The organism is Klebsiella sp. A-Nf5, assembly GCF_002810545.1.
Lineage (GTDB): Bacteria > Pseudomonadota > Gammaproteobacteria > Enterobacterales > Enterobacteriaceae > Klebsiella > Klebsiella variicola.
The window spans coordinates 318189-344139 of sequence record NZ_PIOG01000268.1 but is presented as its reverse complement, the minus strand read 5'-3'; the positions used below and the strand labels follow the sequence as shown (position 1 = coordinate 344139).

The 25951-nt window shown below is 57.3% G+C and carries 25 protein-coding genes; 12 read left to right on the top strand and 13 right to left on the bottom strand.

Annotated features, from left to right (window positions below):
* Positions 1 to 23 precede the first annotated feature (23 nt).
* Entirely contained in the window at positions 24 to 971 is a 948-nt protein-coding gene (locus CWM53_RS26800) for an AEC family transporter (protein WP_061154102.1), read from the bottom strand.
* Positions 972 to 1390: 419 nt separating this feature from the next.
* Between CWM53_RS26800 and CWM53_RS26795 the strand changes: the two genes are divergently transcribed.
* Positions 1391 to 2725 (top strand): 2-hydroxycarboxylate transporter family protein, encoded by a 1335-nt coding sequence (locus CWM53_RS26795; protein WP_100729548.1) that lies wholly within the window; start codon positions 1391 to 1393, stop codon positions 2723 to 2725.
* Positions 2726 to 2787: 62 nt separating this feature from the next.
* On the opposite strand, the gene pyk is transcribed toward CWM53_RS26795, so the two are convergent.
* Together pyk and CWM53_RS26785 are read right to left on the bottom strand one after the other, a co-directional pair.
* Complete coding sequence (gene pyk / locus CWM53_RS26790) at positions 2788 to 4230, bottom strand: pyruvate kinase (RefSeq protein ID WP_100729547.1); 1443 nt, start codon at positions 4228 to 4230, stop codon at positions 2788 to 2790.
* A 125-nt stretch (positions 4231 to 4355) separates the two neighbouring features.
* Positions 4356 to 5261 carry a MurR/RpiR family transcriptional regulator gene (locus CWM53_RS26785; protein ID WP_162677299.1) on the bottom strand — a complete coding sequence of 302 codons (906 nt, stop codon included), beginning with the start codon at positions 5259 to 5261 and terminating at the stop codon, positions 4356 to 4358.
* 159 nt (positions 5262 to 5420) lie between these two features.
* On the opposite strand from CWM53_RS26785, the gene CWM53_RS26775 reads away from it, so the two are divergent.
* From CWM53_RS26775 to CWM53_RS26760, 4 genes are all read left to right on the top strand, one after another.
* Complete coding sequence (locus CWM53_RS26775; protein ID WP_004145554.1) at positions 5421 to 5570, top strand: hypothetical protein; 150 nt, start codon at positions 5421 to 5423, stop codon at positions 5568 to 5570.
* A gap of 10 nt (positions 5571 to 5580) precedes the next feature.
* Positions 5581 to 7056 (top strand): glucose-6-phosphate dehydrogenase, encoded by a 1476-nt coding sequence (gene zwf / locus CWM53_RS26770; protein ID WP_008804260.1) that lies wholly within the window; start codon positions 5581 to 5583, stop codon positions 7054 to 7056.
* A 222-nt stretch (positions 7057 to 7278) separates the two neighbouring features.
* Entirely contained in the window at positions 7279 to 9090 is a 1812-nt protein-coding gene (gene edd / locus CWM53_RS26765; protein ID WP_100675385.1) for a phosphogluconate dehydratase, read from the top strand.
* Between the two features lie 38 nt (positions 9091 to 9128).
* The gene (locus CWM53_RS26760) at positions 9129 to 9770 is read left to right on the top strand and encodes a bifunctional 4-hydroxy-2-oxoglutarate aldolase/2-dehydro-3-deoxy-phosphogluconate aldolase (protein WP_002911423.1); all 642 of its coding nucleotides are present in this window, start codon (positions 9129 to 9131) and stop codon (positions 9768 to 9770) included.
* A 57-nt stretch (positions 9771 to 9827) separates the two neighbouring features.
* Here CWM53_RS26760 and purT read toward each other — a convergent pair whose 3' ends face one another.
* Positions 9828 to 11006 (bottom strand): formate-dependent phosphoribosylglycinamide formyltransferase, encoded by a 1179-nt coding sequence (gene purT / locus CWM53_RS26755; protein WP_100675386.1) that lies wholly within the window; start codon positions 11004 to 11006, stop codon positions 9828 to 9830.
* 135 nt (positions 11007 to 11141) lie between these two features.
* Here purT and CWM53_RS26750 point away from each other — a divergent pair, with 135 nt between their 5' ends.
* The 3 genes from CWM53_RS26750 (at position 11142) to ptrB (ending at position 14482) form a co-directional block, all read left to right on the top strand.
* The gene (locus CWM53_RS26750) at positions 11142 to 11489 is read left to right on the top strand and encodes a YebG family protein (protein WP_100675387.1); all 348 of its coding nucleotides are present in this window, start codon (positions 11142 to 11144) and stop codon (positions 11487 to 11489) included.
* 149 nt (positions 11490 to 11638) lie between these two features.
* A complete protein-coding gene (locus CWM53_RS26745; protein ID WP_074385458.1) occupies positions 11639 to 12301 on the top strand; it encodes a tellurite resistance TerB family protein in 663 nt (220 codons plus the stop codon).
* Positions 12302 to 12421: 120 nt separating this feature from the next.
* On the top strand, positions 12422 to 14482 hold the full coding sequence (ptrB, locus tag CWM53_RS26740; RefSeq protein WP_100675389.1) for an oligopeptidase B: 2061 nt from the start codon (positions 12422 to 12424) through the stop codon (positions 14480 to 14482).
* A gap of 3 nt (positions 14483 to 14485) precedes the next feature.
* Here the strand turns inward: ptrB and exoX are convergent, their stop codons facing one another.
* Together exoX and CWM53_RS26730 are read right to left on the bottom strand one after the other, a co-directional pair.
* Positions 14486 to 15145, bottom strand: coding sequence for an exodeoxyribonuclease X (gene exoX, locus CWM53_RS26735; protein WP_074385460.1), 660 nt, complete (start codon positions 15143 to 15145; stop codon positions 14486 to 14488).
* 78 nt (positions 15146 to 15223) lie between these two features.
* Positions 15224 to 15454 carry a DNA polymerase III subunit theta gene (locus CWM53_RS26730; protein WP_012541260.1) on the bottom strand — a complete coding sequence of 77 codons (231 nt, stop codon included), beginning with the start codon at positions 15452 to 15454 and terminating at the stop codon, positions 15224 to 15226.
* A 113-nt stretch (positions 15455 to 15567) separates the two neighbouring features.
* Between CWM53_RS26730 and yobA the strand changes: the two genes are divergently transcribed.
* Genes yobA through CWM53_RS26715 form a run of 3 tightly spaced genes read left to right on the top strand, consistent with a single transcriptional unit; the run spans position 15568 to position 17170 of the window.
* Positions 15568 to 15942, top strand: coding sequence for a CopC domain-containing protein YobA (gene yobA / locus CWM53_RS26725; protein ID WP_074385461.1), 375 nt, complete (start codon positions 15568 to 15570; stop codon positions 15940 to 15942).
* Positions 15943 to 15945: 3 nt separating this feature from the next.
* Entirely contained in the window at positions 15946 to 16815 is an 870-nt protein-coding gene (copD, locus tag CWM53_RS26720; RefSeq protein ID WP_074385462.1) for a copper homeostasis membrane protein CopD, read from the top strand.
* A gap of 16 nt (positions 16816 to 16831) precedes the next feature.
* On the top strand, positions 16832 to 17170 hold the full coding sequence (locus CWM53_RS26715; RefSeq protein ID WP_008804271.1) for a YebY family protein: 339 nt from the start codon (positions 16832 to 16834) through the stop codon (positions 17168 to 17170).
* Positions 17171 to 17811: 641 nt separating this feature from the next.
* Here the strand turns inward: CWM53_RS26715 and CWM53_RS31475 are convergent.
* The gene (locus tag CWM53_RS31475; RefSeq protein WP_142667623.1) at positions 17812 to 17955 is read right to left on the bottom strand and encodes an Ecr family regulatory small membrane protein; all 144 of its coding nucleotides are present in this window, start codon (positions 17953 to 17955) and stop codon (positions 17812 to 17814) included.
* Positions 17956 to 18058: 103 nt separating this feature from the next.
* Entirely contained in the window at positions 18059 to 19027 is a 969-nt protein-coding gene (locus CWM53_RS26705) for a VirK/YbjX family protein (RefSeq protein WP_077268376.1), read from the bottom strand.
* Between the two features lie 155 nt (positions 19028 to 19182).
* On the opposite strand from CWM53_RS26705, the gene pphA reads away from it, so the two are divergent.
* The gene (gene pphA / locus CWM53_RS26700) at positions 19183 to 19836 is read left to right on the top strand and encodes a protein-serine/threonine phosphatase (RefSeq protein ID WP_100675391.1); all 654 of its coding nucleotides are present in this window, start codon (positions 19183 to 19185) and stop codon (positions 19834 to 19836) included.
* On the opposite strand, the gene CWM53_RS26695 is transcribed toward pphA, so the two are convergent.
* The 5 genes from CWM53_RS26695 to yebS all read right to left on the bottom strand — a co-directional run bounded on the left by CWM53_RS26695 (position 19833) and on the right by yebS (position 25925).
* The gene (locus tag CWM53_RS26695; RefSeq protein ID WP_002911395.1) at positions 19833 to 20024 is read right to left on the bottom strand and encodes a YebW family protein; all 192 of its coding nucleotides are present in this window, start codon (positions 20022 to 20024) and stop codon (positions 19833 to 19835) included. The genes pphA and CWM53_RS26695 overlap by 4 nt on opposite strands.
* A 97-nt stretch (positions 20025 to 20121) precedes the next feature.
* Positions 20122 to 20361: a YebV family protein gene (locus tag CWM53_RS26690; RefSeq protein WP_002911393.1), complete on the bottom strand. Its 240-nt coding sequence runs from the start codon at positions 20359 to 20361 to the stop codon at positions 20122 to 20124.
* Positions 20362 to 20476: 115 nt separating this feature from the next.
* Positions 20477 to 21910 carry a 16S rRNA (cytosine(1407)-C(5))-methyltransferase RsmF gene (rsmF, locus tag CWM53_RS26685; RefSeq protein WP_100729546.1) on the bottom strand — a complete coding sequence of 478 codons (1434 nt, stop codon included), beginning with the start codon at positions 21908 to 21910 and terminating at the stop codon, positions 20477 to 20479.
* Positions 21911 to 22039: 129 nt separating this feature from the next.
* A complete protein-coding gene (locus CWM53_RS26680) occupies positions 22040 to 24673 on the bottom strand; it encodes a PqiB family protein (protein ID WP_061154116.1) in 2634 nt (877 codons plus the stop codon).
* Positions 24642 to 25925 (bottom strand): membrane integrity lipid transport subunit YebS, encoded by a 1284-nt coding sequence (yebS, locus tag CWM53_RS26675; protein WP_074385466.1) that lies wholly within the window; start codon positions 25923 to 25925, stop codon positions 24642 to 24644. Before yebS ends, CWM53_RS26680 begins: the two co-directional genes overlap by 32 nt.
* Between the last annotated feature and the right edge of the window lie 26 nt (positions 25926 to 25951).

Here is a 25951-nt window from a genome sequence, read left to right as displayed (position 1 = left end):
GTCTTGGTGTTTTATTTCCGTGATTACGAAATGAGATAAATCATGATGCCTTCGGTGACGACGCCGATGGCGGTACCCAGCAAAATAGAGGATGAGGCCGGCTCAATATAGGTATCGCTGCGCAGAGCAAACATCCCTGCGGCGATGGCGGAAGGCGTCGCGCCGATGATAATAACCTGTTGCATTAAGGTATGACTGAGTCCAAAGGCCAGTCCGGCCAGGGCCATCATTGCCGGTTGGATCAGATTTTTGATACTGATATTGGTACAGGTTTGAATATTGACCGTCGGGCGTTCGCCGTAAAACAGCAGCCCCAGGGCGAACAGTGACAGACCGCCGGCGATTTTACCCACCATTTCAATAGGCATACTGAGCATATGCGGCAACTGGACCCCTGCCAGGCTGAGCAACACGCCGGAAATCGGGATCCAGACGATGGGGTTTCTCACGGCTTTCAGCAGGTTTTGCAGGATCAGCTGCCCGGCATGAAGCTGGGGTTCATCCGCGCTTCCGTGCTTGTCTCCCATGCGAATCAGGATGATAGTCAGAGGGATCATCAATACGCTGGTCACCAGGTTTCCGATAAGCACGCCGAGAAAACCCTCCGGGCCTATCAGTACCGCCAGAACGGGCGCACCAAAGTAGGCCATATCGGGGAAGGCGCAAACCAGCGACTGAATCGCGCTGGTTTTAATATCATGACGGAAAACATAGCGTGAGATCAGCAGCGTGAGAAAATAGGATCCCATCAGGCCAATGACTAACACCGCCATAAAGGTGAAGTTTTTAATTTTATCGGGATTGGTATTTAACGCGCCGATAAAAAGATGGAACGGAAGCGCAAAGCGGATCACCACCGTGGCAAGAACGGAGGCATCCTCGCGCCGGGTATAGCCTAGTTTACCGCTAAGCCATCCCAGCAGCATGATAAATACCAATGGGAAAAGGGATTGTAAGAGTAGTGAAGGCATAAGATGTCCTGACATATTTTATTGGGTTGTTGTGTCGCCAATCTAGCGATCCCGTAATATTTAAAAGGTGATAGTCATCACAGTCGCCTGCCTTTAAATAATTTCGCCTCGGATACTTTACTTACAAATGGGTAAATCAGGGGTAAATCATGGAGTTGCTTGAATGAGATGCAAATATTATCGATGATGCTAACTTTAGCTTTATGACGATAAATTAAATTACTTAAAATAAACTTTATGGTTTAGTCACAAAGCCGACAGCGGAAAACCGTTTGTCATTTTTTGTTTTAAACGCCTGTGCTACCGTTTTGAGTGTATTTTGTTGAGCCGGTGTTTAGTGCTATTTCGTTTATGTTGCTACGCAAATTTTAATATTGCGTTACTACCCTACGCTACCTCCTTATCATTCAGGTAAAAATATGGAAAATAATTCACTCAACCACCCGATAGATAAAACCCAACCGAACGGGCAATCGACACGATTTTTATCCAATATCGACGTTGGTGCCGTGCCGTTAACGCTCTTTATTGGTATCGCTGCGATCGTCGCGCTCTCCGCGAGTGCGGGTCTGCTACCGAAAAATATGATTGGCGGACTGGCGGTCATTATGACCCTGGGATTCGCGCTGGCTAAGATTGGCCGCATGGTGCCAGTATTAAAAGACATTGGCGGGCCGGCTATCTTGTGCCTGATGATGCCCTCAGTGTTGGTCTACTTTGGCGTGTTTGAAGCTCATACGCTCGATACTGTGCACTTGCTGATGAAAGAGGCCAATCTCCTCTATTTCGTCATCGCCTGTCTGGTCGTCGGGAGTATTCTGGGAATGAATCGCACTATTCTGATCCAGGGGATGGTGCGTATGTTTGTCCCGTTGGTGGTGGGGACCGCGGCGGCAATATTAACCGGCCTGCTGGTGGGCAGCTTATTTGGCTACAGTATTTACCACACCTTCTTTTTTATTATCGTGCCAATTATCGGCGGCGGCATCGGCGAAGGGATCCTGCCTTTGTCGCTGGCTTATTCGGCCATTCTCGGGCAAACGCCTGATGTCTATGTTGCCCAGCTGGCGCCGGCCGCGGTGGTTGGGAATATTTTCGCCATTATCTGCGCTGGTTTTCTGGCGCGCATGGGCGCACGTCGTCCGGCGCTATCCGGCAATGGGATGCTGATCCGTAGCCATGACGATAATAGCGTCTTTGCGCAACATCAGAGTACCCAACCCACCGATTTTCAGCTCATGGGTGCCGGGTTGCTGATGATTTGCGCGTTTTTCATCGTCGGTGGTCTGCTGGAGAAGGTGGTGCATATTCCGGGGCCGGTGCTGATGATTCTGGCGGCCGTCTTCTGCAAATATACCAAAGTTATCCCGGCGGCGATGGAACTGGGGGCGCATAGCTGCTACAAGTTTGTCTCCGCCGCGCTGGTGTGGCCGCTGATGATCGGCCTGGGCATGCTGTATGTGCCGCTGGAGAGCGTGGTCTCGGTGTTCTCCGTTGGCTACGTCGTGGTTTGCGGCTCCATCGTTATTGCCATGGCGCTGAGCGGTTTCTTTATCGCTGCTCGCCTGAATATGTATCCGGTGGAAGCCGCCATTGTGACCAGCTGCCATAGCGGCCTTGGAGGAACCGGAGATGTGGCCATCCTCTCGGCGTCAAACAGAATGGGGTTGATGCCGTTTGCCCAGATTGCGACGCGGATCGGCGGGGCGTCAACGGTGATCGCCGCGACGCTGTTGTTGAGCTGGATGGTGTAGTCTGCCAGATATTGAGCAAAAAAAACCTGCCAGCCGCATCGCTGGCAGGTCGACACCGAGGCTTACTCGACGGTGAGGATACGGGTGGTGTTGGTGCTGCCGATGGTGCTCATCACATCACCCTGGGTCACGACCACGAGGTCACCGGAGACGAGATAGCCTTTATCCCGCAGCAGATTGACGGCATCGTGCGCAGCGGCTACCCCGTCATTCTGGCTGTCGAAGAACACCGGGGTCACCCCGCGGTAGAGGGCGGTCAGGTTCAGGGTGCGCTCGTGGCGGGAAAGGGCGAAAATCGGCAGACCGGAACTGATGCGCGAGGTCATCAGCGCGGTGCGGCCCGATTCAGTCATGGTGATGATGGCCGTGATGCCTTTCAGGTGGTTGGCGGCATACATCGCCGACATGGCAATCGCTTCTTCCACGTTGTCGAACTGGACGTCCAGACGGTGTTTGGAGACGTTGAGGCTCGGGATTTTTTCGGCGCCCAGACACACGCGCGCCATTGCGGCCACGGTTTCTGACGGGTACTGACCGGCAGCGGTTTCCGCGGAGAGCATCACCGCATCGGTACCATCCAGCACGGCGTTGGCCACGTCCATCACTTCCGCGCGAGTCGGCATCGGGTTGGTGATCATCGACTCCATCATCTGGGTGGCGGTAATGACGGAACGGTTCAGCTGACGGGCACGACGAATCAGCGCTTTCTGGATACCTACCAGCTCTGGATCGCCGATTTCGACGCCGAGGTCGCCGCGCGCAACCATGACCACATCGGAGGCGAGGATCACGTCGTCCATCGCATCCTGATCGCAGACTGCTTCCGCACGCTCAACTTTGGCGACGATTTTTGCATCGCAGCCGGCATCGCGCGCCAGGCGACGGGCGTAGTTCAGGTCTTCGCCGCAGCGCGGGAAAGAGACCGCCAGGTAGTCGACGCCGATTTTGGCGGCGGTGACGATATCAGCTTTGTCTTTGTCGGTCAGCGCTTCGGCAGACAGGCCGCCGCCCAGCTTGTTGATCCCTTTGTTGTTAGATAACGGACCGCCGACGGTCACTTCAGTAAACACTTTCATCCCCTGAACTTCGAGGACTTTCAGCTGTACGCGACCATCGTCGAGCAGCAGGATATCGCCCGGCACGACGTCCGCCGGCAGGCCTTTGTAATCGATCCCGACTTTCTCTTTGTCGCCTTCACCTTTGCCGAGGTTAGCGTCGAGCAGGAATTTGTCGCCGATATTGAGGAAAATTTTGCCTTCTTTGAAGGTCGATACGCGAATTTTTGGTCCCTGGAGGTCGCCGAGGATAGCAACGTTACGGCCCAGTTTCGCCGCAATCTCACGCACTTTGTCGGCACGGAGCTGATGATCTTCCGGGGTGCCGTGAGAGAAGTTCATACGCACTACGTTTGCGCCCGCGGCGATAACTTTTTCCAGGTTGTTATCACGGTCAGTTGCTGGGCCTAAGGTAGTAACGATTTTGGTTCTGCGAAGCCTTCTGGACATGTAATACTCCGTTGACTGATACAACTTTGGTGTTGCGTGAACATGGATTCGGTAGCGCCAGCCTGCAACGTCGCACAGCCGGATCGTTATCGAAGGTGTAATGGGTTACTGCTTGTTATCAACTTTTATTGATTATCACTGGGTACGAACTGTTCTTTATCAAAACGCGATTCCTTCAGCGCTTCCTTGACCCTCTTCAAGTTATCTCTGAATTTTGCCCCCCGACGCAGCGTAAAACCCGTCGCCAGCACGTCGATGACGGTCAACTGGGCCAGACGGGAGACCATCGGCATATAGATGTCGGTATCTTCCGGCACATCGAGGGTGATGGCGAGCGTGGCTTCCCGGGCCAGGGGGGTGCCGGCGGAGGTGAGGGCGATCACCATGGCATCGTTTTCACGGGCCAGCTGCGCTAGCTCCACCAGGCTCTTGGTTCTGCCGGTATGTGAGATAATCACCACCACATCATCGTCATCGCAATTCATACAGCTCATGCGTTGCAGGACAATGTCGTCGGAATAGATGACCGGCACGTTAAAGCGGAAAAATTTGTTCATCGCATCATGGGCGACCGCCGCCGAGGAACCGAGGCCGAAAAAGGCGATTTTTTTGGCCTGAGTCAGCAGATCCACCGCGCGATTCACCGCCGACATGTCGAGAGAATGGTGGACCTGATCTAAACTCGCCATGGCCGATTCGAATATTTTTCCCGTGTATGACTCAACGCTGTCGTCTTCATCAACATTCCGGTTAACATAGAGCGTACCGTGCGCGAGGCTCTGGGCAAGGTGCAGTTTAAAATCAGGAAACCCGCGGGTTTCGAGGCTGCGGCAGAAGCGATTGACGGTCGGTTCGCTCACCCCGGCCTCAAGGGCGAGGGCGGCGATGCTCGAATGAATGGCCTGCGCGGGGGTGGCGAGGATCACTTCCGCCACTTTGCGTTCAGATTTGCTAAGGTGTTCCAGTCGGGACTGGATTTTTTCCAGCATGTTCATTAGTAACAGGGCGCTCATCAATGGAAACGATTTCATTAATGGGTGAAATCATCGGGCGTTTTAGCAAGAATATACCCCTCCGCAAGCGCAAGCGGTGAGGAATGACGTGAAATAATGTTGTTTTTTTTCATTACATGATCAGAGTCGTATTTTACTGACCTGAAACAGGTACAAACAACGAACAATATCAGCCAGATGCCCAAATCATCGCCGAATGTTTTCACCCTGTGCGGTTTTACCGCCGCAAACGAAGGGGAAGGCTTTCGGGAAATACGTAAACACAGTACAGTGCAGTGTAAGAAAATTACAAATATAGCCTGGCAGAAGCACCAGACTATCAACTGAGGAGAATGACATGGCGGTAACGCAAACGGCCCAGGCATGCGACCTGGTCATTTTCGGCGCGAAGGGCGACCTGGCGCGACGTAAATTGTTGCCTTCCCTGTATCAGCTTGAAAAAGCGGGCCAGATCCACGCCGACACCCGCATCATTGGCGTCGGCCGTGCCGATTGGGATAAAGCGGCTTACACCAAAGTCGTGCGCGAAGCGCTGGAAACCTTCATGAAGGAAAAAATTGATGAAGGTTTGTGGGATTCCCTGAGCGGACGCCTGGAGTTCTGTAATCTTGACGTTAATGACACCAGCGGCTTCACGCGTCTGGGTGAGATGCTGGATCAACAGAACCGTGTCACCATCAACTATTTCGCCATGCCGCCGAGCACCTTTGGCGCGATCTGCAAAGGTCTGGGCGAAGCGAAGCTCAATGCCAAGCCTGCGCGCGTGGTGATGGAAAAACCGCTGGGTACCTCGCTGGAAACCTCGCGTGAAATCAACGACCAGGTCGGCGAGTTTTTTGAAGAGTGCCAGGTCTACCGTATCGACCACTACCTCGGTAAAGAGACGGTCCTCAACCTGCTGGCGCTGCGCTTTGCCAACTCCCTGTTCGTCAATAACTGGGACTGCCGCACTATCGATCATGTCGAAATCACCGTCGCGGAAGAGGTGGGTATTGAAGGGCGCTGGGGTTACTTCGACCAGGCCGGGCAGATGCGCGACATGATCCAGAACCACCTGCTGCAGATCCTGTGCATGATTGCCATGTCGCCGCCGTCCGATCTCAGCGCCGACAGCATCCGTGATGAAAAGGTCAAGGTCCTGAAATCCCTGCGTCGCATTGATCGCTCCAACGTGCGTGAGAAAACCGTTCGCGGCCAGTACACCGCCGGCTTTGCCCAGGGCAAAAAAGTGCCGGGCTACCTGGAAGAAGAGGGCGCCAACAAAACCAGTAACACCGAAACCTTCGTGGCGATCCGCGTCGATATCGATAACTGGCGCTGGGCCGGCGTACCGTTCTATCTGCGCACCGGCAAACGTCTGCCGACCAAATGCTCTGAGGTAGTGGTTTACTTCAAAACCCCGGAGCTGAACTTGTTTAAAGAGACCTGGCAGGAGCTGCCGCAGAACAAGCTGACTATTCGTCTGCAGCCGGACGAAGGGGTGGATATCCAGGTGCTGAACAAAGTGCCGGGCCTCGACCATAAGCATAATCTGCAGATCACCAAGCTGGATCTGAGCTACTCCGAGACCTTTAATCAGACGCACCTGGCCGATGCTTATGAGCGTCTATTGCTGGAGACCATGCGCGGTATCCAGGCGCTGTTTGTGCGCCGTGATGAAGTCGAAGAGGCGTGGAAATGGGTGGATTCCATCACCGAAGCCTGGGCTGCCGACCGCGATGCGCCGAAACCGTATCAGGCAGGGACCTGGGGACCGGTTGCGTCGGTGGCGATGATCACCCGTGACGGCCGTTCGTGGAACGAGTTCGAGTAAGCTCGCCGCCTAATCCGTCAGGGTTATTTTACCGGTAACATGATCTGACGCAGAAAGTCGCACGCTTTTTAATCTTTTAAGCCCCGTGAGGATTCACCCACGGGGCTTTTTTTATTACACTGCTTTCAGACATTTTGCCCCTGAGCGCTGGTGTTGGTGGCCTTTAGCACAAAAATACGTCATCACGCAGCGGCCGGACAGATACAAATTTGAGGAGCCTTTATGAATTCGAAAATGTTACGGGTAACAAATCGCATTATCGAACGGTCGCGTGACACCCGCGCGGCTTACCTCGCAAGGATTAACCAGGCCAAAACCGACACCGTGCATCGTGCGCAACTGGCCTGCGGCAATCTGGCTCACGGTTTCGCGGCCTGTCAGGCTGACGACAAAGCCTCTCTGAAAAGCATGTTGCGCAACAACATCGCCATCATCACCTCCTACAACGATATGTTGTCCGCTCACCAGCCCTATGAACACTATCCGGACATCATCCGTAAAGCGCTGCATAGCGCCAATGCGGTCGGCCAGGTGGCCGGCGGCGTGCCGGCAATGTGCGACGGCGTAACCCAGGGGCAGGACGGTATGGAGCTCTCATTGCTGAGCCGCGAAGTGATCGCCATGTCCGCCGCTATCGGCCTGTCGCATAACATGTTCGATGGCGCGCTATACCTCGGCGTGTGCGATAAAATTGTCCCCGGCCTGACTATGGCGGCGCTCTCTTTCGGCCATCTGCCGTCGGTCTTTATTCCCTCCGGTCCAATGGCCAGCGGCCTGGCTAATAAAGAGAAGGTCCGCATTCGCCAGCTGTACGCGGAAGGTAAAGTGGATCGTATGGCGCTGCTGGAGTCCGAAGCCGCCTCTTATCACGCGCCGGGAACCTGTACTTTCTACGGCACGGCGAACACCAACCAGATGGTGGTCGAGTTTATGGGCATGCAACTGCCGGGATCGTCCTTCGTCCATCCGGATGCCCCGCTGCGGGACGCACTGACCGCCGCTGCCGCACGCCAGGTCACCCGCATGACCGGCAATGGCAACGAGTGGATGCCGCTGGGGAAAATGTTCGACGAAAAAGTGGTAGTCAACGGCATCGTGGCGCTGCTGGCGACCGGTGGCTCCACCAACCATACCATGCACCTGGTGGCGATGGCCCGCGCGGCGGGGATCATCATTAACTGGGATGATTTCTCCGACCTGTCAGACGTGGTGCCGCTGCTGGCGCGCCTCTATCCCAACGGCCCGGCGGATATCAACCACTTCCAGGCGGCGGGCGGCGTTCCGGTACTGGTGCGCGAACTGCTGAAAGGCGGCCTGCTGCATGAGGATGTTCACACCGTCGCCGGCTTTGGTCTGTCGCGTTACACCCTGGAGCCGTGGCTCAACAACGGCGAGCTGGACTGGCGTGAAGGGGCGACAGCGCCGCTTGACGATCAGGTCATCGCGACCTTCGAGAAACCGTTCTCCCGCCACGGCGGCACGAAGGTGCTGAGCGGCAACCTGGGACGCGCAGTGATGAAAACGTCGGCGGTCCCGGTAGAGAACCAGGTGATTGAAGCGCCGGCGGTGGTGTTCGAGAGCCAACACGACGTATTGCCGGCCTTTGAAGCGGGCCTGCTGGATAAAGATTGTGTGGTGGTGGTCCGTCATCAGGGGCCAAAAGCGAACGGGATGCCAGAATTACATAAACTTATGCCGCCACTTGGTGTATTATTGGACCGCCGTTTCAAAATAGCGCTGGTGACCGATGGCCGACTCTCTGGCGCCTCCGGTAAAGTCCCGTCAGCTATCCATGTCACGCCTGAAGCGTATGACGGTGGTTTGCTGGCCAAAGTGCGCGATGGCGATGTGATTCGCGTGAACGGACAGACGGGAGAACTGACGCTGCTGGTAGAAGATGCCGAACTGGCGGCGCGTCAGCCGCATATCCCTGACCTCAGCGCGTCGCGCGTGGGAACCGGTCGGGAGATGTTTGGGGCGCTGCGTGAGAAGCTCTCTGGCGCGGAGCAGGGCGCAACCTGCATCACTTTTTAAGACGATTTTATTTCTAGATCTGGCGAGAGAAAATCCTGATGAAAAACTGGAAAACAACAGCAGAAGCAATCCTCACCTCCGGTCCGGTTGTCCCGGTTATCGTAGTGAAAAAGCTGGAGCATGCGGTACCGATGGCGAAAGCGTTGGTCGCAGGCGGCGTGCGCGTGCTGGAAGTCACCCTGCGCACCGAGTGCGCCCTGGAAGCGATCCGCGCGATTGCTAAAGAAGTGCCGGACGCGATTGTCGGCGCGGGCACGGTCACCAACGTTGAGCAACTGAAAGCGGTAACGGAAGCTGGCGCGCAGTTCGCTATCAGCCCGGGGCTGACCGAATCCCTGCTGAAAGCGGCGACTGAAGACGGCACCATTCCGCTGATCCCGGGGATCAGCACGGTGTCCGAGCTGATGCTGGGTATGCAGTATGGTCTGAAAGAGTTTAAATTCTTCCCGGCGGAAGCCAACGGCGGCGTGAAAGCCCTGCAGGCGATTGCGGGTCCGTTCGGCCACATTCGTTTCTGCCCGACCGGCGGTATCTCTCCGGCCAACTACCGTGACTACCTGGCGCTGAACAGCGTGCTGTGCATCGGCGGTTCCTGGCTGGTGCCAGCCGATGCGCTGGAAGCCGGCGACTACGATCGCATTACCACCCTGGCGCGTGAAGCGGTGGAAGGCGCGAAGTAAACCGCGCCTCAAGGTCGACAACCCGGTCAGCGGCAACGCGACCGGGTTTTTTTGTCTTTACCCTTCGACGATGACCGCCGCGGCGGCAGTTTTAGCCCGTGCCACGGCCTCTTCGACTGAATCGGCGACGGCGAGGGTTACCCCCAGGCGGCGGGTACCGTCAATCTCGGGCTTGCCGAACAAACGCAGCTGCAGGCCAGCCCCGACGGCCGATTGCAACTGGCCAAAGCTGACGTTCTGGCTGGTCAGCTGCGGAAGGATCACCGCGGAAGCGGCCGGACCATACTGGCGGATAGCGCCGACGGGCAGTCCAAGGAAGGCGCGAACGTGCAGGGCGAATTCCGAGAGATCCTGCGAGATCAGCGTCACCATGCCGGTGTCATGTGGGCGCGGGGAGACTTCGCTAAAGATCACCTCGTCGCCGCAAACGAACAGTTCCACGCCAAACAGGCCATGACCGCCCAGCGCCAGCACCACCTTGCGGGCGATGGCCTGGGCACGTTCGAGGGCCAGGTCGCTCATCTGCTGCGGTTGCCAGGACTCACGGTAATCGCCGTCTTCCTGGCGATGGCCAACCGGGGCGCAGAAATGCACGCCATCGACGGCGCTGACGGTGAGCAGGGTGATTTCAAAGTCGAAATTCACCACCCCCTCGACGATCACCCGCCCGGCGCCGGCGCGGCCGCCCTGCTGCGCATAGCGCCAGGCTTCGCTGAGCTGGTCAGCCGAGCGGATAAAACTCTGGCCTTTGCCGGAGGAGCTCATCACCGGTTTGACGATGCATGGCAAACCGATCTCGGTAACGGCCGCACGGAAGCCTTCTTCGCTGTCGGCGAAGCGATAGCTGGAGGTGGGGAGCTGCAGCTCTTCTGCCGCCAGGCGGCGAATGCCTTCGCGGTTCATGGTGAGCTTTGCCGCCCGCGCCGTGGGGACCACTTTCTGCCCGGCCTGTTCCAGTTCAACCAGGGTATCGGTAGCAATAGCTTCGATCTCCGGCACGATGTAATCGGGTTTTTCCTGTTCAATCAGGGCGCGCAGGCTCTCGCCGTGCAGCATATTGATGACGTGGGCGCGGTGGGCGACCTGCATCGCCGGGGCATCGGGGTAGCGGTCGACGGCGATAGTTTCAATGCCCAGACGCTGACATTCAATGGCGACTTCTTTGCCCAGCTCGCCGGAACCTAACAGCATTACTTTGGTGGCTGCCGGGCGCAGCGCGGTGCCTAATACAGTCATAACTCTCTTCCGCAGTAAAAAAAGATGCCGCCGATTATAAACGAAAACGTTTGCGTCTGTCTTTACGCGCGTGAGTTGAGTCCGGAGAGGAAATTTGTTATACTGTATAAAAATACAGTATTGAGAGGCTGCAGCATGGCGGTTGAAATTAAATATGTTGTGATCCGCGAAGGTGAGGAAAAAATGTCTTTTGCCAGCAAAAAAGAGGCCGACGCTTACGACAAAATGCTCGATCTGGCAGAGGTGCTGAATGACTGGCTGGTGGCATCGCCGCTGGAGATGGATGACGCTCAGCGTGACACCATGGCGATGTGGCTGGCAGAGCGAAAAGAGGCGCTGCAGCATATCCTGCGCGTCGGCCGATTGCCGGAGCAGGATGCCCCCGCGCACGACTCACTCGCGCCGTCAGCGGCAGAAGAGGCTTCTTCGGCGGATGACGAGGCTGCACCGGCTGCCAAAGCGCGTAAGGCGAAAGTGGCCTGACTGGCGGCAGCCAGCTATGGCCAGGCTGGCTAGCTGGGTAGAGATTTGTCTGCCGCGCCCACCTTTGCGCATCTTTAGCCAGGTCTAACATTTCCTGACATCGCGTCGTTTAGGCTGATAGCAGTGTTTTATCACCTGAGAGGAAAACCATGGCTAACTGGCTTAATCAACTGCAGTCGCTGCTCGGGCAGCAGGGCGCGTCACCGACAGGCGAGTCGTCAAAAGGGAGCGCACTGCTGCCTGGTGCGATTGGCGGGCTGGCCGGGTTGCTGGTGGCCAGTAAATCCTCACGCAAACTGCTGGCGAAATACGGCACCAGCGCGCTGCTGGCAGGCGGTGGGGCGGTGGCGGGTACGGTGTTATGGAACAAGTATCAGCAGAAGATGCGCGCTCAAAATGCGCCTGCGTCCGAGGCGAGCACGCCGGCTGTCGTGCCGGCGGACGTTGATCCGCGCAGCGTGCGGCTGATTACCGCGCTGGTTTTTGCCGCCAAGAGCGATGGTCATATTGATGACCACGAGCGGGCTAATATTGAAGCCCAGCTGCGGGCGGCCAATATTGACGTTCAGGCTCGGGTGCTGATCGACCAGGCGCTGGCCCAACCGCTGGATCCACAGCGTCTGGCGGAGGGCATCGTTGATCCGCAGGAGGCACTGGAGATCTACTACGTCAGCTGCGCGGTCATTGATATCGACCACTTTATGGAACGCAGTTATCTGAACGCGCTGGGTGACGCGCTGTCACTGCCAAAGGATGTCCGGGCCGATATAGAACAGGATATCCAGTCACAAAAACAAGCGCTAAGCGTCTAAATTATCACGTTTCACTTGCATCGCCCGCGTCTTTTGCCACCCTTATAGACACGTCATCATTCAGGCGCCGCCGTGTGGCCTGAATGCTCTTGTGTCACGATAAAGCAGCAGAAGACCAACATGCCACCAAAAGCCAAACGGATCCCTCACGCCATGACCTTGCATGGCGATACACGCATCGATAACTATTACTGGCTGCGCGACGATGAGCGCGCGCAACCTGACGTGCTGGACTATCTGCACGCGGAGAACGCCTACGGCAAGCGGGTGATGGATTCGCAGCTCAGCCTGCAGGAACGTCTGCTGAAAGAAATTATCGACCGCATTCCGCAACGGGAAGTCTCCGCCCCTTACAGTAAAAACGGTTTTCGCTACCGCCAGGTTTACGAGCCGGGCTGTGAATACGCCATCTATCAGCGCCAGTCGGTGCTCAAAGAGGAGTGGGATGAGTGGGAGATCCTGCTTGACGGCAACCAGCGGGCGGCGAAGAGTGAGTTCTACACCCTTGGCGGACTGGGTGTCGCGCCGAATAACCAATTGATGGCGGTAGCGGAGGATTATCTTTCCCGCCGCCAGTATGGCCTGCGCTTCTGCAACCTTAGCAGCGGTGAGTGGTACCCGGAGATCCTGGAAAATGTCACCTCCGGCTTTGCCTGGAGTAATGATTCCCGCTTTGTGTGGTACGTGCGTAAACATCCCACCACGCTGCTGCCTTATCAGGTCTGGCGCCACACGGTGGGTACCGCGGCGCAGAGTGATGTGCTGGTGTATGAAGAAAAAGATGAGACCTTCTACGTCAGCGTACATAAGACCACTTCCCAGCAGTTCGTGGTTATTTATCTCTCCAGCGCCACCACCAGTGAAGCATTACTGTTCAACGCCGAACTCCCTGACGCTGAGCCGGTCTGCTTCCTGCCGCGGCGGAAAGATCACGAATACAGCCTCGATCACTATCAGCACGCGTTCTATCTGCGATCCAACCGGGAGGGGAAGAATTTTGGCCTCTACCGTACCGTGCTGCGCGATGAAGATCAGTGGACCACGCTGATCCCGCCGCGTCACGACGTGATGCTCGAAGGATTTACGCTGTTTACCGACTGGCTGGTCGTCGAGGAGCGCCAGCGCGGCCTGACCAGCCTGCGGCAAATTAACCGCAAGACCCGGGAGGTGGTAGGGATCGCCTTTGACGATCCGGCCTATGTCACCTGGCTTGCCTATAATCCGGAACCCGAAACGTCGCGCCTGCGTTACGGGTATTCCTCCATGACCACGCCGGACACCCTGTTTGAACTGGATATGGATACCGGCGAACGGCGGGTTATCAAGCAGCAGGAAGTGAAGGGGCTGGACACGAGCTGCTACCAGAGCGAACACCTGTGGGTGAGCGCCCGCGATGGCGTCGAGGTTCCGGTATCGCTGGTCTACCATCGCGACCATTTCCGCAAAGGGAGCAATCCGCTGCTGGTCTATGGCTATGGCTCATATGGCGAGAGTATCGATGCCGATTTCAGCGCCAGCCGGCTAAGTCTGCTCAACCGGGGCTTTGTCTACGCCATTGCCCACGTCCGCGGCGGGGGCGAGCTGGGGCAGCAGTGGTATGAGGACGGCAAATTTCTGAGTAAGAAAAATACCTTCAATGACTATCTGGACGTCTGCGACGCGCTACTGGCCCAGGGGTACGGCGATCCGCAGCTCTGCTATGGCATGGGGGGCAGCGCCGGCGGGATGCTGATGGGCGTGGCCGTTAACGAACGTCCTGAGCTGTTTCATGGCGTGATAGCCCAGGTGCCGTTCGTCGACGTGGTGACCACCATGCTGGATGAATCTATTCCATTGACTACCGGGGAGTTTGAAGAGTGGGGAAACCCACAGGATGAAACCTATTACCGCTACATGAAAAGCTACAGCCCCTACGACGGCGTCCGGGCGCAGGCTTATCCGCATATGCTGGTGACCACCGGGCTGCACGATTCTCAGGTGCAATACTGGGAGCCGGCAAAATGGGTGGCCAAACTGCGGGAACTGAAAACCGACGATAACCTGCTGCTGCTCTGCACCGATATGGATTCCGGCCATGGCGGCAAATCCGGGCGCTTTAAAAGCTATGAGGGAGTGGCGCTGGAGTATGCCTTTTTCATTGCCCTGGCGCAGGGGACACTGCCGGGGAAAGCGGCAGTGTGATGACTATTCCCCGAGGTAATGTTTGAGGGTCAGGCGCAGTTCGGGGCTCATGCGGTCGAGATTGTTGAATAACCAGCGCAGGTAGCCGGGGTCGTTTTCAGCAATTTCGGCCACCGCTTTACCCCGGTATTTGCCGAAGGTAAAGGTGGTGAGCAGCGACGGGCGGCCGGTGATATCGGCCATTTCGTCAGGCGTCCAGCCGGAAACGTTGATGATATCCAGCAGCAGCGCGGCGGTGATATAGCAGTCATACAGCGCGCGGTGGTGATGCAGCCCCGGCGGGGTCGCCACATTCAGCTTACGTGATTTATATAACCCCATATTGCTGTATTTGATCCCCGGCCACAGGCGGCGGGCCAGCTTCATGGTACAAATCCACTCGCCGCTCATCTCCGGTAACACCCGGCGGTCAAAGCTGGCGTTGTGCGCGACATACCAGGGACTGCCCAGATAGTGCGGAATAATCTCCTCAATCCACGGCTTATCAGCGACCATCTCTTCCGTTATACGGTGGATAGCCATCGCCTGCGGCGTGATGGGACGGTCAGGACGCACCAGATGGCTCATCGGGTTAGTGATTTGCCCATCGACAATGTCGACCGAGGCGATTTCGACGATGCCCCCCTGCAGGCCGCAGGTTTCGGTATCAATGACGCGCAACATGGCTCGCTCCAGAGCAAAACAACAAGCGTAAAGGAATTGGGTGGCCTTGCCAACCGACGGGGAGCAGGCGGGCGCGCATTATTTCTGCTTCGGCTCCCAGGGCAGTCGGGAAAGCGAAACAGACGCCAGCCGGTGGGCGATCAGTCGTTCGCGGAACCAGTCGCGCAGATGGGCGGGCTGCTCACGCTCGACCAAATCAGCGACCACCGGCATGTTGTATCGCTCCTTAAAGGCGACGCCGGCGGCGGCGAGATCGACGTTGACCTTATCCATCTCAGCTTGCGAAATTTTGGCCAGATTTCTTTCCATTATTAACTCCAGTGTGCTGGTAAACCCGGTCGAGGCGCTGACGCTTAGCTCGACTCTGCCATTATACAGGGTTATTCTCTGTCCTACAGACATAACAAAAGGGAATGACGAATATGCGACTCCTCGCTGGACGCGCGTTGCGCCTCTCGGTTGCGTTTGCCGGTATGTTAACCGCGGCAGGCGCCTTCGCCCACGCTCACCTGCAACAGCAGATCCCCGCCGCGGGTGCACAGCTGATCGCGCCCCCTCAGACGCTGACGCTCAGTTTCTCCGAAGGGATCGAACCGGCCTTCAGCGGCGTGGTCGTCACCGGTCCGCAGCAGCACGCGGTAGCCACCGGAAAACTGACCCGCAGCGCTGACAACCCCTCTCAGGTCACCTTACCCCTGGCGGAAACGTTGCCTCCGGGGGAGTACACCGTAGCATGGCATGTGGTCTCGGTTGACGGCCATAAAACCAAAGGGCAATACACTTTTAGCGTGAAGTGATCGATGTTGACCGGGCTCTATATCACGCTGCGTTTTGGGCACTTTATCACCCTGATGTTGGCTTTTGGCTGCGTGCTGTATGGCGCCTGGTGGGCGCCAGTACCGCTGAGGCGCGTGCTGATGCACCGCTTTTATCCGCTGTTGCGCCCCCTGATGTTGATCGGCGCGCTCTCAACCGTGGCGCTGTATCTGGTGCAGGGGGGGATGATGGGCGATGGCTGGGCGGATGTCTGGCAGCCCGCCGTCTGGCAGGCGGTAGCGGGTACCCGCTTCGGTGGGGTGTGGATCTGGCAGATCCTGCTGGCGTTGTCCGCCCTCACCGTGGTGTGGATCCGTCCTCATCACGGCGCCAGGCAACTGATGGCCCTGCTGGCAGCCCAGCTGTTGCTTTCCGCCGGGGTAGGACATGCCGCCATGCACGATGGCTTACTCGGCGCCCTGCAGCGGACTAATCATGCCGTCCACCTCTTCTGCGTCGCCAGCTGGTTCGGCGGCCTGTTGCCCTTCATCTACTGCCTGCGTCTGGCGCAGGGGCGCTGGCGTCAGGCTGCAATCTATACCATGGCGCGCTTTTCGCGTTACGGACATCTGGCAGTGGCCGGCACCCTTGCCAGCGGCATAGTCAATGCGCTGTTGATCCAGGGGGCGGTGATCGGAACCTCGCCCTGGGGGCGCATGCTGTTGATCAAATGTGCGCTGGTCGCCGGGATGGTGGTAATTGCCTTAGTGAACAGGTATGTTCTGGTACCGCGCATGTCGGCAAGCGGTTCGCGGGCGGAAAGCCTGATCCTGCGGACCACGCAGGCTGAGATAGGGCTGGGCGCGCTGGCGCTGCTGGCCGTCAGTCTGTTTGCCACCTGGGAACCTTATTGAATTAACTGGCAAAATCATGAAAAAAATTGTTCTGACCATGTTGTTACTGGCAAGCTCCGGGGCTGCTCTGGCGGCGCCGCAAATTATCACCGTGAGCCGCTTTGAAGTGGGGAAGGAGAGTTGGGCGTTCAACCGTGAAGAGGTGATGTTGACCTGCCGTCCGGGTAACGCGCTTTACGCCATCAACCCAAGTACGCTGGTCCAGTATCCGCTCAATGACGTCGCGGAACAGCAGGTTAAAGCCGGCAAGACGACCGCGCAGCCGATCTCGGTGATCCAGATCGACGATCCGCAGCATCCGGGACAAAAAATGAGCCTCGCGCCATTTATCGAGCGAGCGCAGAAGCTCTGCTAGCGTTCCGCGTTATCTTACTGTAATAGCATAAAAAAAACCGCCCTTGCCGGATAACGGCAGTGGCGGTTTTTTACTGGCTGACAGCCGTTTACCAGGAATTACACGACCACATTGGCCGCGGACTGGAAAAGCTGACGCGTTAAACTATTCTTATAGTGCAAGGCGACTTAGCCTGCATTAATGCCAACTTTTAGCGCACGGCTCTCTCCCAAGAGCCATTTCCCTGGACCGAATACAGGAATCGTATTCGGTCTCTTTTTATCTGTCACTTTCTGCTTTCGCAATAGCCAGCGACATCATGTCAGTCAAACCCCAGGCTGGCCTCTGGATGTCCCGTTATAGCACACCGTTTTTAGCATACACAATCCATTTACACACAAATCGCATCCTGAGGAAGGGTTGCGTCGGGAAGGAGAGATCTGAAACTGGGGTGGAAAGAGAAAAGAAAAAACCTGCACCTAACCAGGCCCGGCGTGCAGGTTAACAGGCGGGCCAACATCGGAAGTCTGCTAGTATACATATTTGTATGATAAATAAAATGAGCAAAGTCTAATAGATTTGGCAATTCATGCGATTAGCGATCGTCGAACGACCGTGTCGCTAAAAATAATAAGCAAATGCGCTATGTGCGGCGGCTGAAATTATTCAGGAACACTAAAGGTGGGGTATATCTTACTTTCGAGATAGCAGAGCAAAAGCCAAATTTCATCGCTAAAAATAAACCATACGCAGCCCAGCAGAATGACCGCAAGAATAATTAGCAGGAAAATTTCGGTTTTACTCATCATGCCAACCACTATCCAATGGCGCCTGGGGCCATGATAGTAGCGAAATAAGTACCGAATAAGCAAACGCCGCGTGTCAGCGCGGCGTTACCGGCAGCGAAATTTACGTGCCATGGCGCGGTTGCGTCAGGATGTCCACCTGCTCAGCCAGCTGATCCAACAGCTGGAACCGACGCCGGTATTCAGCCCGTTTTTTACTGGCGATACTCTCCAGTGGTTTGCGTTCCAGACGCTGCGGCAGCCGCCAGCGCCAGGCGCTTTCCGGCTTACCGTCGATGGACTGCCAGAACTCGTCGTAACTGGCGTGGAAATGGCGGCCCTTGCTCAGGCGATAGCGCAGGGCACGGAACACATGGCCATTATCGCTGACGCCATAAATCGACTCGATAGCGCTGCGAGCAGCCAGCAGCCAGATGAACTCCAGCAGCAGGCGCTTCGGGAACAGGCCGAAGCAGGCGCGAGTCGCCTGCTTAATCACCTCATGGGAAACGTGGCGCCGTGGCCCCTGCAGGCCGCCAATGACCAGCTGCCAGGCTTCACCGTCCCAGGTCACGCTAAAGGTTGCGCTGGCCAACAGGGTGTTGTTGTTGTCACGTAGCCACAGCGTGGTTTCGCCCTCACGCTCAGCCTTCCCGGCAGACGAGGCGGAGAGCGTGAACGGGCTGCCGTCTTTTCCGTTCAGCGTCAGCAGCGGGACCTCGCTCACCGCGGTCATGGCATGCGCCAGCAGCGACCCCCGCAGGGTATCGATGTAGCGATAATGACTTATCACCGCCATCGCCCGCTGCCAGGCGTTAAGATCGCGCGTCAGGTACTGACGGTGCACTTTCCCCGGCAAGGTCGCCTGCGCGGCCAGAAGCTGGTTAAAATCATCGCGGGCGCTAAGCGACTCAAGCATCGCTTTGGTGGGGCTATAAAATAACGCCGTACGCAGCAGAAATTTAAGGCGAAAATTTTTCTGCCGCCAGATAGGTGCAGGTATTAGTCTGCCCATCACCAGATCGGCAATAAGATGCGAGCGCGGCGCAAGCACGCTGGTTGAATGCAGGCTATTGTCTGTCACGATAAACACCTCGTTGTTATTTCCTCCTATTTTAAAGCGAGCCTCTGATAACCTTAATCCTCTGGCCGACTATATTTCCCGTTTGTTTAAAATCGATTGAGGTGTAAATAAAAATCACCGGGATCCGGCGCAATTACCTATAATTACAGCAGAGAGGTAATTATATGTATCAACGTATTAATGGTAGCGACTGGCGTAATATCTGGCTGATGGGCGATCTGCATGGTTGCTTTGCGCTACTGATGGGCCGACTGCGCCAGTTGCGCTTTGATCCCTGGGCCGATCTGCTGATCTCCGTTGGCGATCTGATCGATCGCGGTCCGCAGAGCGCTGACTGCCTCGGCCTGCTGCGCTGCCGCTGGTTCAGGGCGGTGCGTGGGAATCATGAACAGATGGCGCTGGAGGCGCTGGAGAGCGGGGATATGGCACTCTGGCAGATGAACGGCGGCGACTGGTATGTCCGGGGCACCGGGCAGCAGCAGGCCGAAGCCGACCGGCTGTTAGCGCGTTGCCAGCGGCTACCGTTGATTATTGAAGTTGCGTGTGCAGATGCCCGGCATGTTATCGCCCATGCCGATTATCCGGCGTCAGTCTATCGCTGGCAGCAGCCGGTGGATCCCCAGCGGGTATTATGGAGCCGTCATCGCCTGAGCGAACATCTGGCGGGACGTCATGGCGCCATCGCCGGAGCAGACCATTTCTGGTTTGGTCATACGCCGCTTCGCGCGCCTTACGAACGCGATAATCAACACTATATTGATACGGGCGCTGTGTTTGGCGGGGCGCTGACGCTGGTGGCGCTGCAGTCGGCAGGTTAAAAGTCGCTGTATTCGCTGGCGGGTTGCCAGAAGCCGTCAATAAAATCTTCTATCGGATAGCAGCCGCCGTGGCGGATCCGCTGATCCTCCATCGCCACTAAACACTGCGTTTCCTCGCGGTAGACGTCAACCACAATGTCCTCACAGCCGCCATCCAGATAGCAAATAAACAACACCAAGGCAAACATCCTGGCCTCATGCTCGGGTTCACATACTATTTAGTGTAGGGGATGACAGCGGGACGGGGAAATAAATAACCCGTCTCTGGCGACGGGTTCATTTGAGTCAGGCAAGGCGCATGACCCAGGCATCAGACTGGCGGTCGTAATGTTTACGGTAGAGAACGGAATGTTCGCCATTGAGAATGGCGGGCACGCTGGTATCGGCATCCCAGGCGTCAAGCTGCATACATAAATCTGGATCGGATTTGCAGGGAATACTTAACGTTCGCTCTCCCTGATGTTCACCGTGCAGTTCGGCATCGTCTATCTCAAACGCGCCGATGCGGACATTGGTTTTACTCATCGCTTCACCCCATTTTTCAGCTGAGTTGTGGTACGACCAGTTGAGGTCGTCATTTTTCAGCGTAGTCAATGGGGTGAAAATCGCCAGTCAAAAAATGCGTATTTTTTGCACGACGTCACACCTTGCCGGCAAAAAGTTTCCCATCGCGCACCAGTTCACGCGGGTAGCTGTTCTTGAGGCGGGAGCCGACGCGCTTGGCCAGGCCCAGCGGGACACCCTGGAAGGTCACGATGGCTTCATCCTGCTGCGGCGCGGTCTGCGGATAGACGTCGCGTCCGCGATACCACTCCTCCGCTTCCTCCTGCGTCAGCTCGAAGGCGCGCTGCGGCGCGGCAAAGGCGATAACCGCCTCATGCTGCCAGCGGTAACCCTTGTTGTGCACCTCCGCCAGGCGTACGCCGATGCGTGAAAAACGCACCTTGCCAAACAGGGGCTCCATAGCCTGCGGGAACAGCCACAGCTCTTTATCCCGCTGCCACAGCGTATGGCCCGCGTCCCACTCGAGGCCAACAGCGTTGGCGGCGGCGGTTACCGCGGCGGCTTCCCGGCCCTTCAGCGGAACAAACGGGAATTTGCCGACCTTATAGCCTGGCGCCGGGAGTGGATCGATCGCCGCAGTCTTGCGCAGACGAGCAACGAAGAAGCCTTCGCAATCGTAGATCTGCGGGAACACGTGCAGAAACCCTTCAGCGGTTAAGGCATCGGCCGCGCCGGAAAACAGATCTCCCAGCGGCAGGATCTCCACCGCCTGCGGATAACGGGACAGCAGCCACTGAACGACCGCCTGATTTTCCTCGCGATTCAGGGTGCAGGTCGAATATACCAGCGTCCCGCCAGGACGCAGGGCATGGAAGGCGCTGTCGATAAGTTCGCGCTGGGTGGCGGCAATGTCGAGGTTGCTCTCCGGCGACCAGTTTTTCAGCGCGTCAGCATCTTTACGCACCACGCCTTCGCCCGAACAGGGAGCATCAAGCAGGATGGCGTCGAAAGCTTCAGGTAGCGCCGCGCCGAAAACCCGGCCGTCGAAGTGGGTCAGGGCGACGTTACTGATGCCGCAGCGGCTGATGTTGGCATGCAGCACCTTCACCCGGCTGGCGGAGAACTCATTGGCCAGGATACCGCCCGCGTTACCCATTCGGGCGGCGATCTGGGTGGTCTTTGACCCCGGCGCGGCGGCAACGTCCATCACTCGTTCAGGCTGCGGGTTATCAGCGAACAGGGCGGCGACCGGTAGCATCGAGCTTGCTTCCTGAATATAGAACAGCCCGCTGAGATGTTCGGCGGTACTGCCCAGCGGCAGCGCATCGTCGTTGTCCCGCTCGATCCAGAATCCCTCTTCGCACCAGGGGACCGGCGTCAGCTGCCAGCCATAGGGGGCGACCAGAGAGAGGAAATCATCAACGCTAATCTTCAGCGTGTTGACGCGAATACTGCGGCGTAGCGGGCGCTGGCAGGCGGCGATAAAGTCGTCGAAGGAGAGGTGCGCGGGCATTGCCGCACGCATTTGAGCGAGAAACGCTTCAGGGAAATAGACAGTATTTTCAGCCACAGGCAGCGCACCACAGAAAAAAAGGGTGCGCAGTTTAGCACAAACGCCCCGGTGCAGGACACCGGGGCGTGCGGTTGGTTATCTTCCCGCCCTCGGCGTTGGCCGGGGCGGGAGAAGGGGTCGTGAGGGTTACTGCGGCAGGGCGGTGCCCCATTCCCGCCACTCTTTCGGCTCGCTCTCCTGCAGCAGGAAGTGCTTGCCATCCTGAGCCTTTGGCGCCAGCGGCGTACCCGGCGGCGTGGCAAACGCGATCCCGCCGCGGATAAACTGATTGAAGGTTCCGGTTTTCACCACGCCGCCAATCAGGCCGAAGTCGAGGCTGTAACCTGAGGCCAGCCAGAACACCGAGTTATTGCGTACCAGATACTGGTAGCGCTTACTGATACGCAGTTTCACCATCACCCGATCGGACATCGACCCCAGCGACAGGCCGGTGACTGTCCCCACTTCAAGGCCGCGGAACAGGACCGGCGTACCGATGCCAAGCGACCCCGCCTCCGGCGCTTCCACCACAATGTTCAGGCCGTCGATATAGCGTGAGTCGCTGATCGTCGTATCCTGGATCTCAAAGTCGCGGCGCGCCGGGCCGCGTCCGGGCTCAACGTTGATATACGACTGGAACAGGGTGTCCAGATGCTCGACGCCCGCGGCGGAGATTTGCGGGGTGATCACCGAGAAGCGGGTCCCGGCCCGGGCGAAGGTGCCGACGTATTCCGGGTAGAGCACCGCTTTCGCCTGCACTTCGTTTTTGGCGGTGATCAGCTCCAGGGACTGGATCTGACCGATATCGATGCCGAGATAACGAATCGGCATCCCGGCCGCCATCTTCCCGGCGTCAAACGCGTGTAGGGTGATCTGGCCGCCCACGGCGCGTGCCGCCGTTTCAGAAGCATAAAGGATACGTTTGTTATTCAGCCGCGCGTTGGCGCTACTGCCGTTGAGGTTATCGAAACTGATCGCGCCTTTAATGGCGCGCGCCAGCGGCGAGGCCTGGACGGTGAGCCCGTTGCCGTCAAGTTTGACCTTCGCACCCCCTTCGGCCCAGAAGACGCTGTTGTTGGTCAGCAGGTAGCGGTACTCCGGCTTGATATGCAGATCGATATCGAACGCGTCGCTGCGCGGTTTGACGGAGATAATTTCGCCGACGGCGAATTTACGATACAGCACGACCGAGCCGGCCTGAACGTCAGGCAGGGTCTCCGCTGAGAGGCTTAAGGTGGTGGTCGGCACTTCACTCAGGCTGTTTTCCTGGGCCTTTTCGAGGTTGGCGTACAGCGGGTAGCTGCTCTGCATTTCGCCTTTTTCTCCCGGAATGACCCGGATCCCGCCATTGACCCATTCGCTAGCGCTGGCCCCCAGCACCTGCACGCCATCGAGTCCGACTTTGACATCCAGACGGCTGTTAACCACAAACTTGCTGTCGCCGCGAATGAGATCGCGGTATTCCGGGGCAATGGCGACCTGGAAGGTGACACCTTTAGCCGTCAGTTTGCGCTCCAGCACCTGGCCGACTTTTACCCCGTGCAGCACCAGCGGCTGGCCGCCGTCAATCCCGTAACTTTCCGGCGCGGAGAGCGTGACGGTGGCGACGTTGGGTTCCTCCAGCAATGCTTTATCTGCTGGCATGACGGAGAAGTGATTGCGCGGCTCGCCTTCCCCGGGTACCAGTTCAAAGGTATTGCCGGTGAGCAGTGCGCTGACGCTGGGGTTGTCGAGGGAGATCTTCGGCTTCTTCATCTGAATCAGCGTTTTCTCACGCAGCAGCGTCACCACGCTCGGGTCGACGGTCATCTCGCCGGTCACCTTGCCGCCGGGGTTAAGATTCAGCTTACTTAACTGGCCCACTTCCAGCCCCTGATACATCAGCGGCGTCGAACCTGCTTTCAGCCCATCGCCGTCGGGCAGGTCGAGGGTGACCAGCACACCACGCTGGCTATGCGCCAGATCTTCGTACAGATGATAGTCATCATTTTGCGCCGCAACCTGCGAATCGGCGGGGGAGTCAAAGGCGATAGCGCCGTTCACCAGTGCAGAAAGGTTCTCCAGCTGCACTTTTGCCCCACTCAGGCCGACGTCGGCTTTGATCCCGGAGACGTTCCAGAAGCGGCTGCCTTTTTTCACCAGGTTGGTAAACCGGCGTTCGATCAGGACATCGATGGTGACTCCCTGATTATTGGCATTCAGGGTGAAGTCATACACGCGACCGACCGGGATCTTGCGGAAATAGACCAGCGAGCCGCTGCTCAGGGAGCCAAGGTCAGGGGCCTGCAGGTGGATCATCAGCTCGCCGTTGTTGATGCGGTATTTCGGCTGAGTGTCGAGGGCCACGAAGTGATCTTCGGGATCGCCTTTGCCTGGCATCATGCCGATGTAGTTCCCGCCCACCAGCGCATCCAGCCCGGAGACCCCGGCCAGAGAGGCTTTCGGCGTGACCAGCCAGAACTGGGTCTCTTTACGCAGTGCATCTTTCATATCGCGTTTGATGCTGGCGGAAACCTCAATTTTACTCAGGTCTTTACTGAGGCTAATATCCTGGACGGTACCGACTTCCACCCCCTGATAGCGGATAGGCGTCCGCCCCGGCACGATGCCGTTAGCGGACTGGAAATCGATGGTAATCGTCGATCCGCGGTCGTCAAAGCTGGTCCAGATGAGCCAGGCGGCAATCAGCAGCGCGATGACCGGCAACAGCCAGAATGGCGAGATACGGCGTTTAGTTTTTATTCTGGCTTCAGTCTGCGAAGCGGGCGATTCCTGACTCATGTGCGTCCCAAAGTAAGCGGCTGTCCAGCCATTCAACTGCAAGAATAGTTAAAATTACTGCACCGCCGAAGTAAACCGCCGCCGGCCCCATGGTGAAGGCGAGGAGCTGATCGCGATTTATTAGCGACATGGTGAGTGAGATAACAAACAGATCCAACATCGACCAGCGGCCAATCCAGGTTATCAGCCGCAGCAGCAGGATGCGGGTGCGCAACCCCTGCTCACACTTGAATTGTATGCTGACCAGGAGGGTAAATAACACTATAACTTTGGTGAATGGCACCAAAATACTGGCGATAAACACCACCCCGGCGATGGCGATATTGCTGTTGGCAAGGGAGATTATCCCGGAGAGGATCGTATCGTCCTGGCGCGCACCATTGACATAGATGATCGAGATCGGCAGCAGGTTGGCCGGTAAGAGGAAAATCATCGAAGCGACCAGCGCCGCCCAGCTGCGCTGCAGGCTCTGGGGCCGACGATGATGCAGCGGGGTGTGGCAGCGTCGGCAGCGGCCACGCGCGTCGCGGTAGCCGGTGTAGTGGCAACTGGTGCACACCTGCAGATTATTATCGGCGCGGGTCGCTGGCCGTTCAGGATAGAAACGCTCCCACAGCTCTTCGACGTTCATGTGAATAAGCGTCAGGATGCTCAGCAGCGTTAGCGAGATAAACGCCACCAGGCCGATGCCGGGCTGCAGGAAGGCGTAATCCTGCACCTTGATGGAGGCGACGCCAATACCCACCAGATAGATATCCAGCATCACCCACTCTTTGAGCTTGCCGAGCATTAGCAGCACCGGGCGCAGGTTCATCCCCAGCACGTTGCCCAGCCAAAGATAGCTAATCGAGACCACCAGCAGCACCGGGGCGACCACCGCGCAAAACAGCACCATGGCGGCGGTAAGCGGGTCACCCTGTGCGGTCATCTGCCAGATCCCCTGCAGGACGTTGGCGTCGATGCGTACGCCCAGCAGATGCAGGCGCAGCAGAGGTTCAGACCAGGCAAAAGGCATGAGCAGCAGCATCGCAACAGCCATGCTGCCCAGACGCGTCAGCGACCAGTCGCGCCCATCACGCACCTTCGCGTTACAGCGTGGACACCAGGCGCTTTGGTAGCGTTTAAGCACCGGTAAGCGAAAGAGCATGTCACACTGCGTACAGCGCTGATAATGCGCATAAGGAAGCGGCGTGCTGACGGCATGCACGACCATCTTCTTCGCAGGTTTGATCGTTGGTGTTTTTATCGGCATTTATTACGTACAGGAATGAATGTATC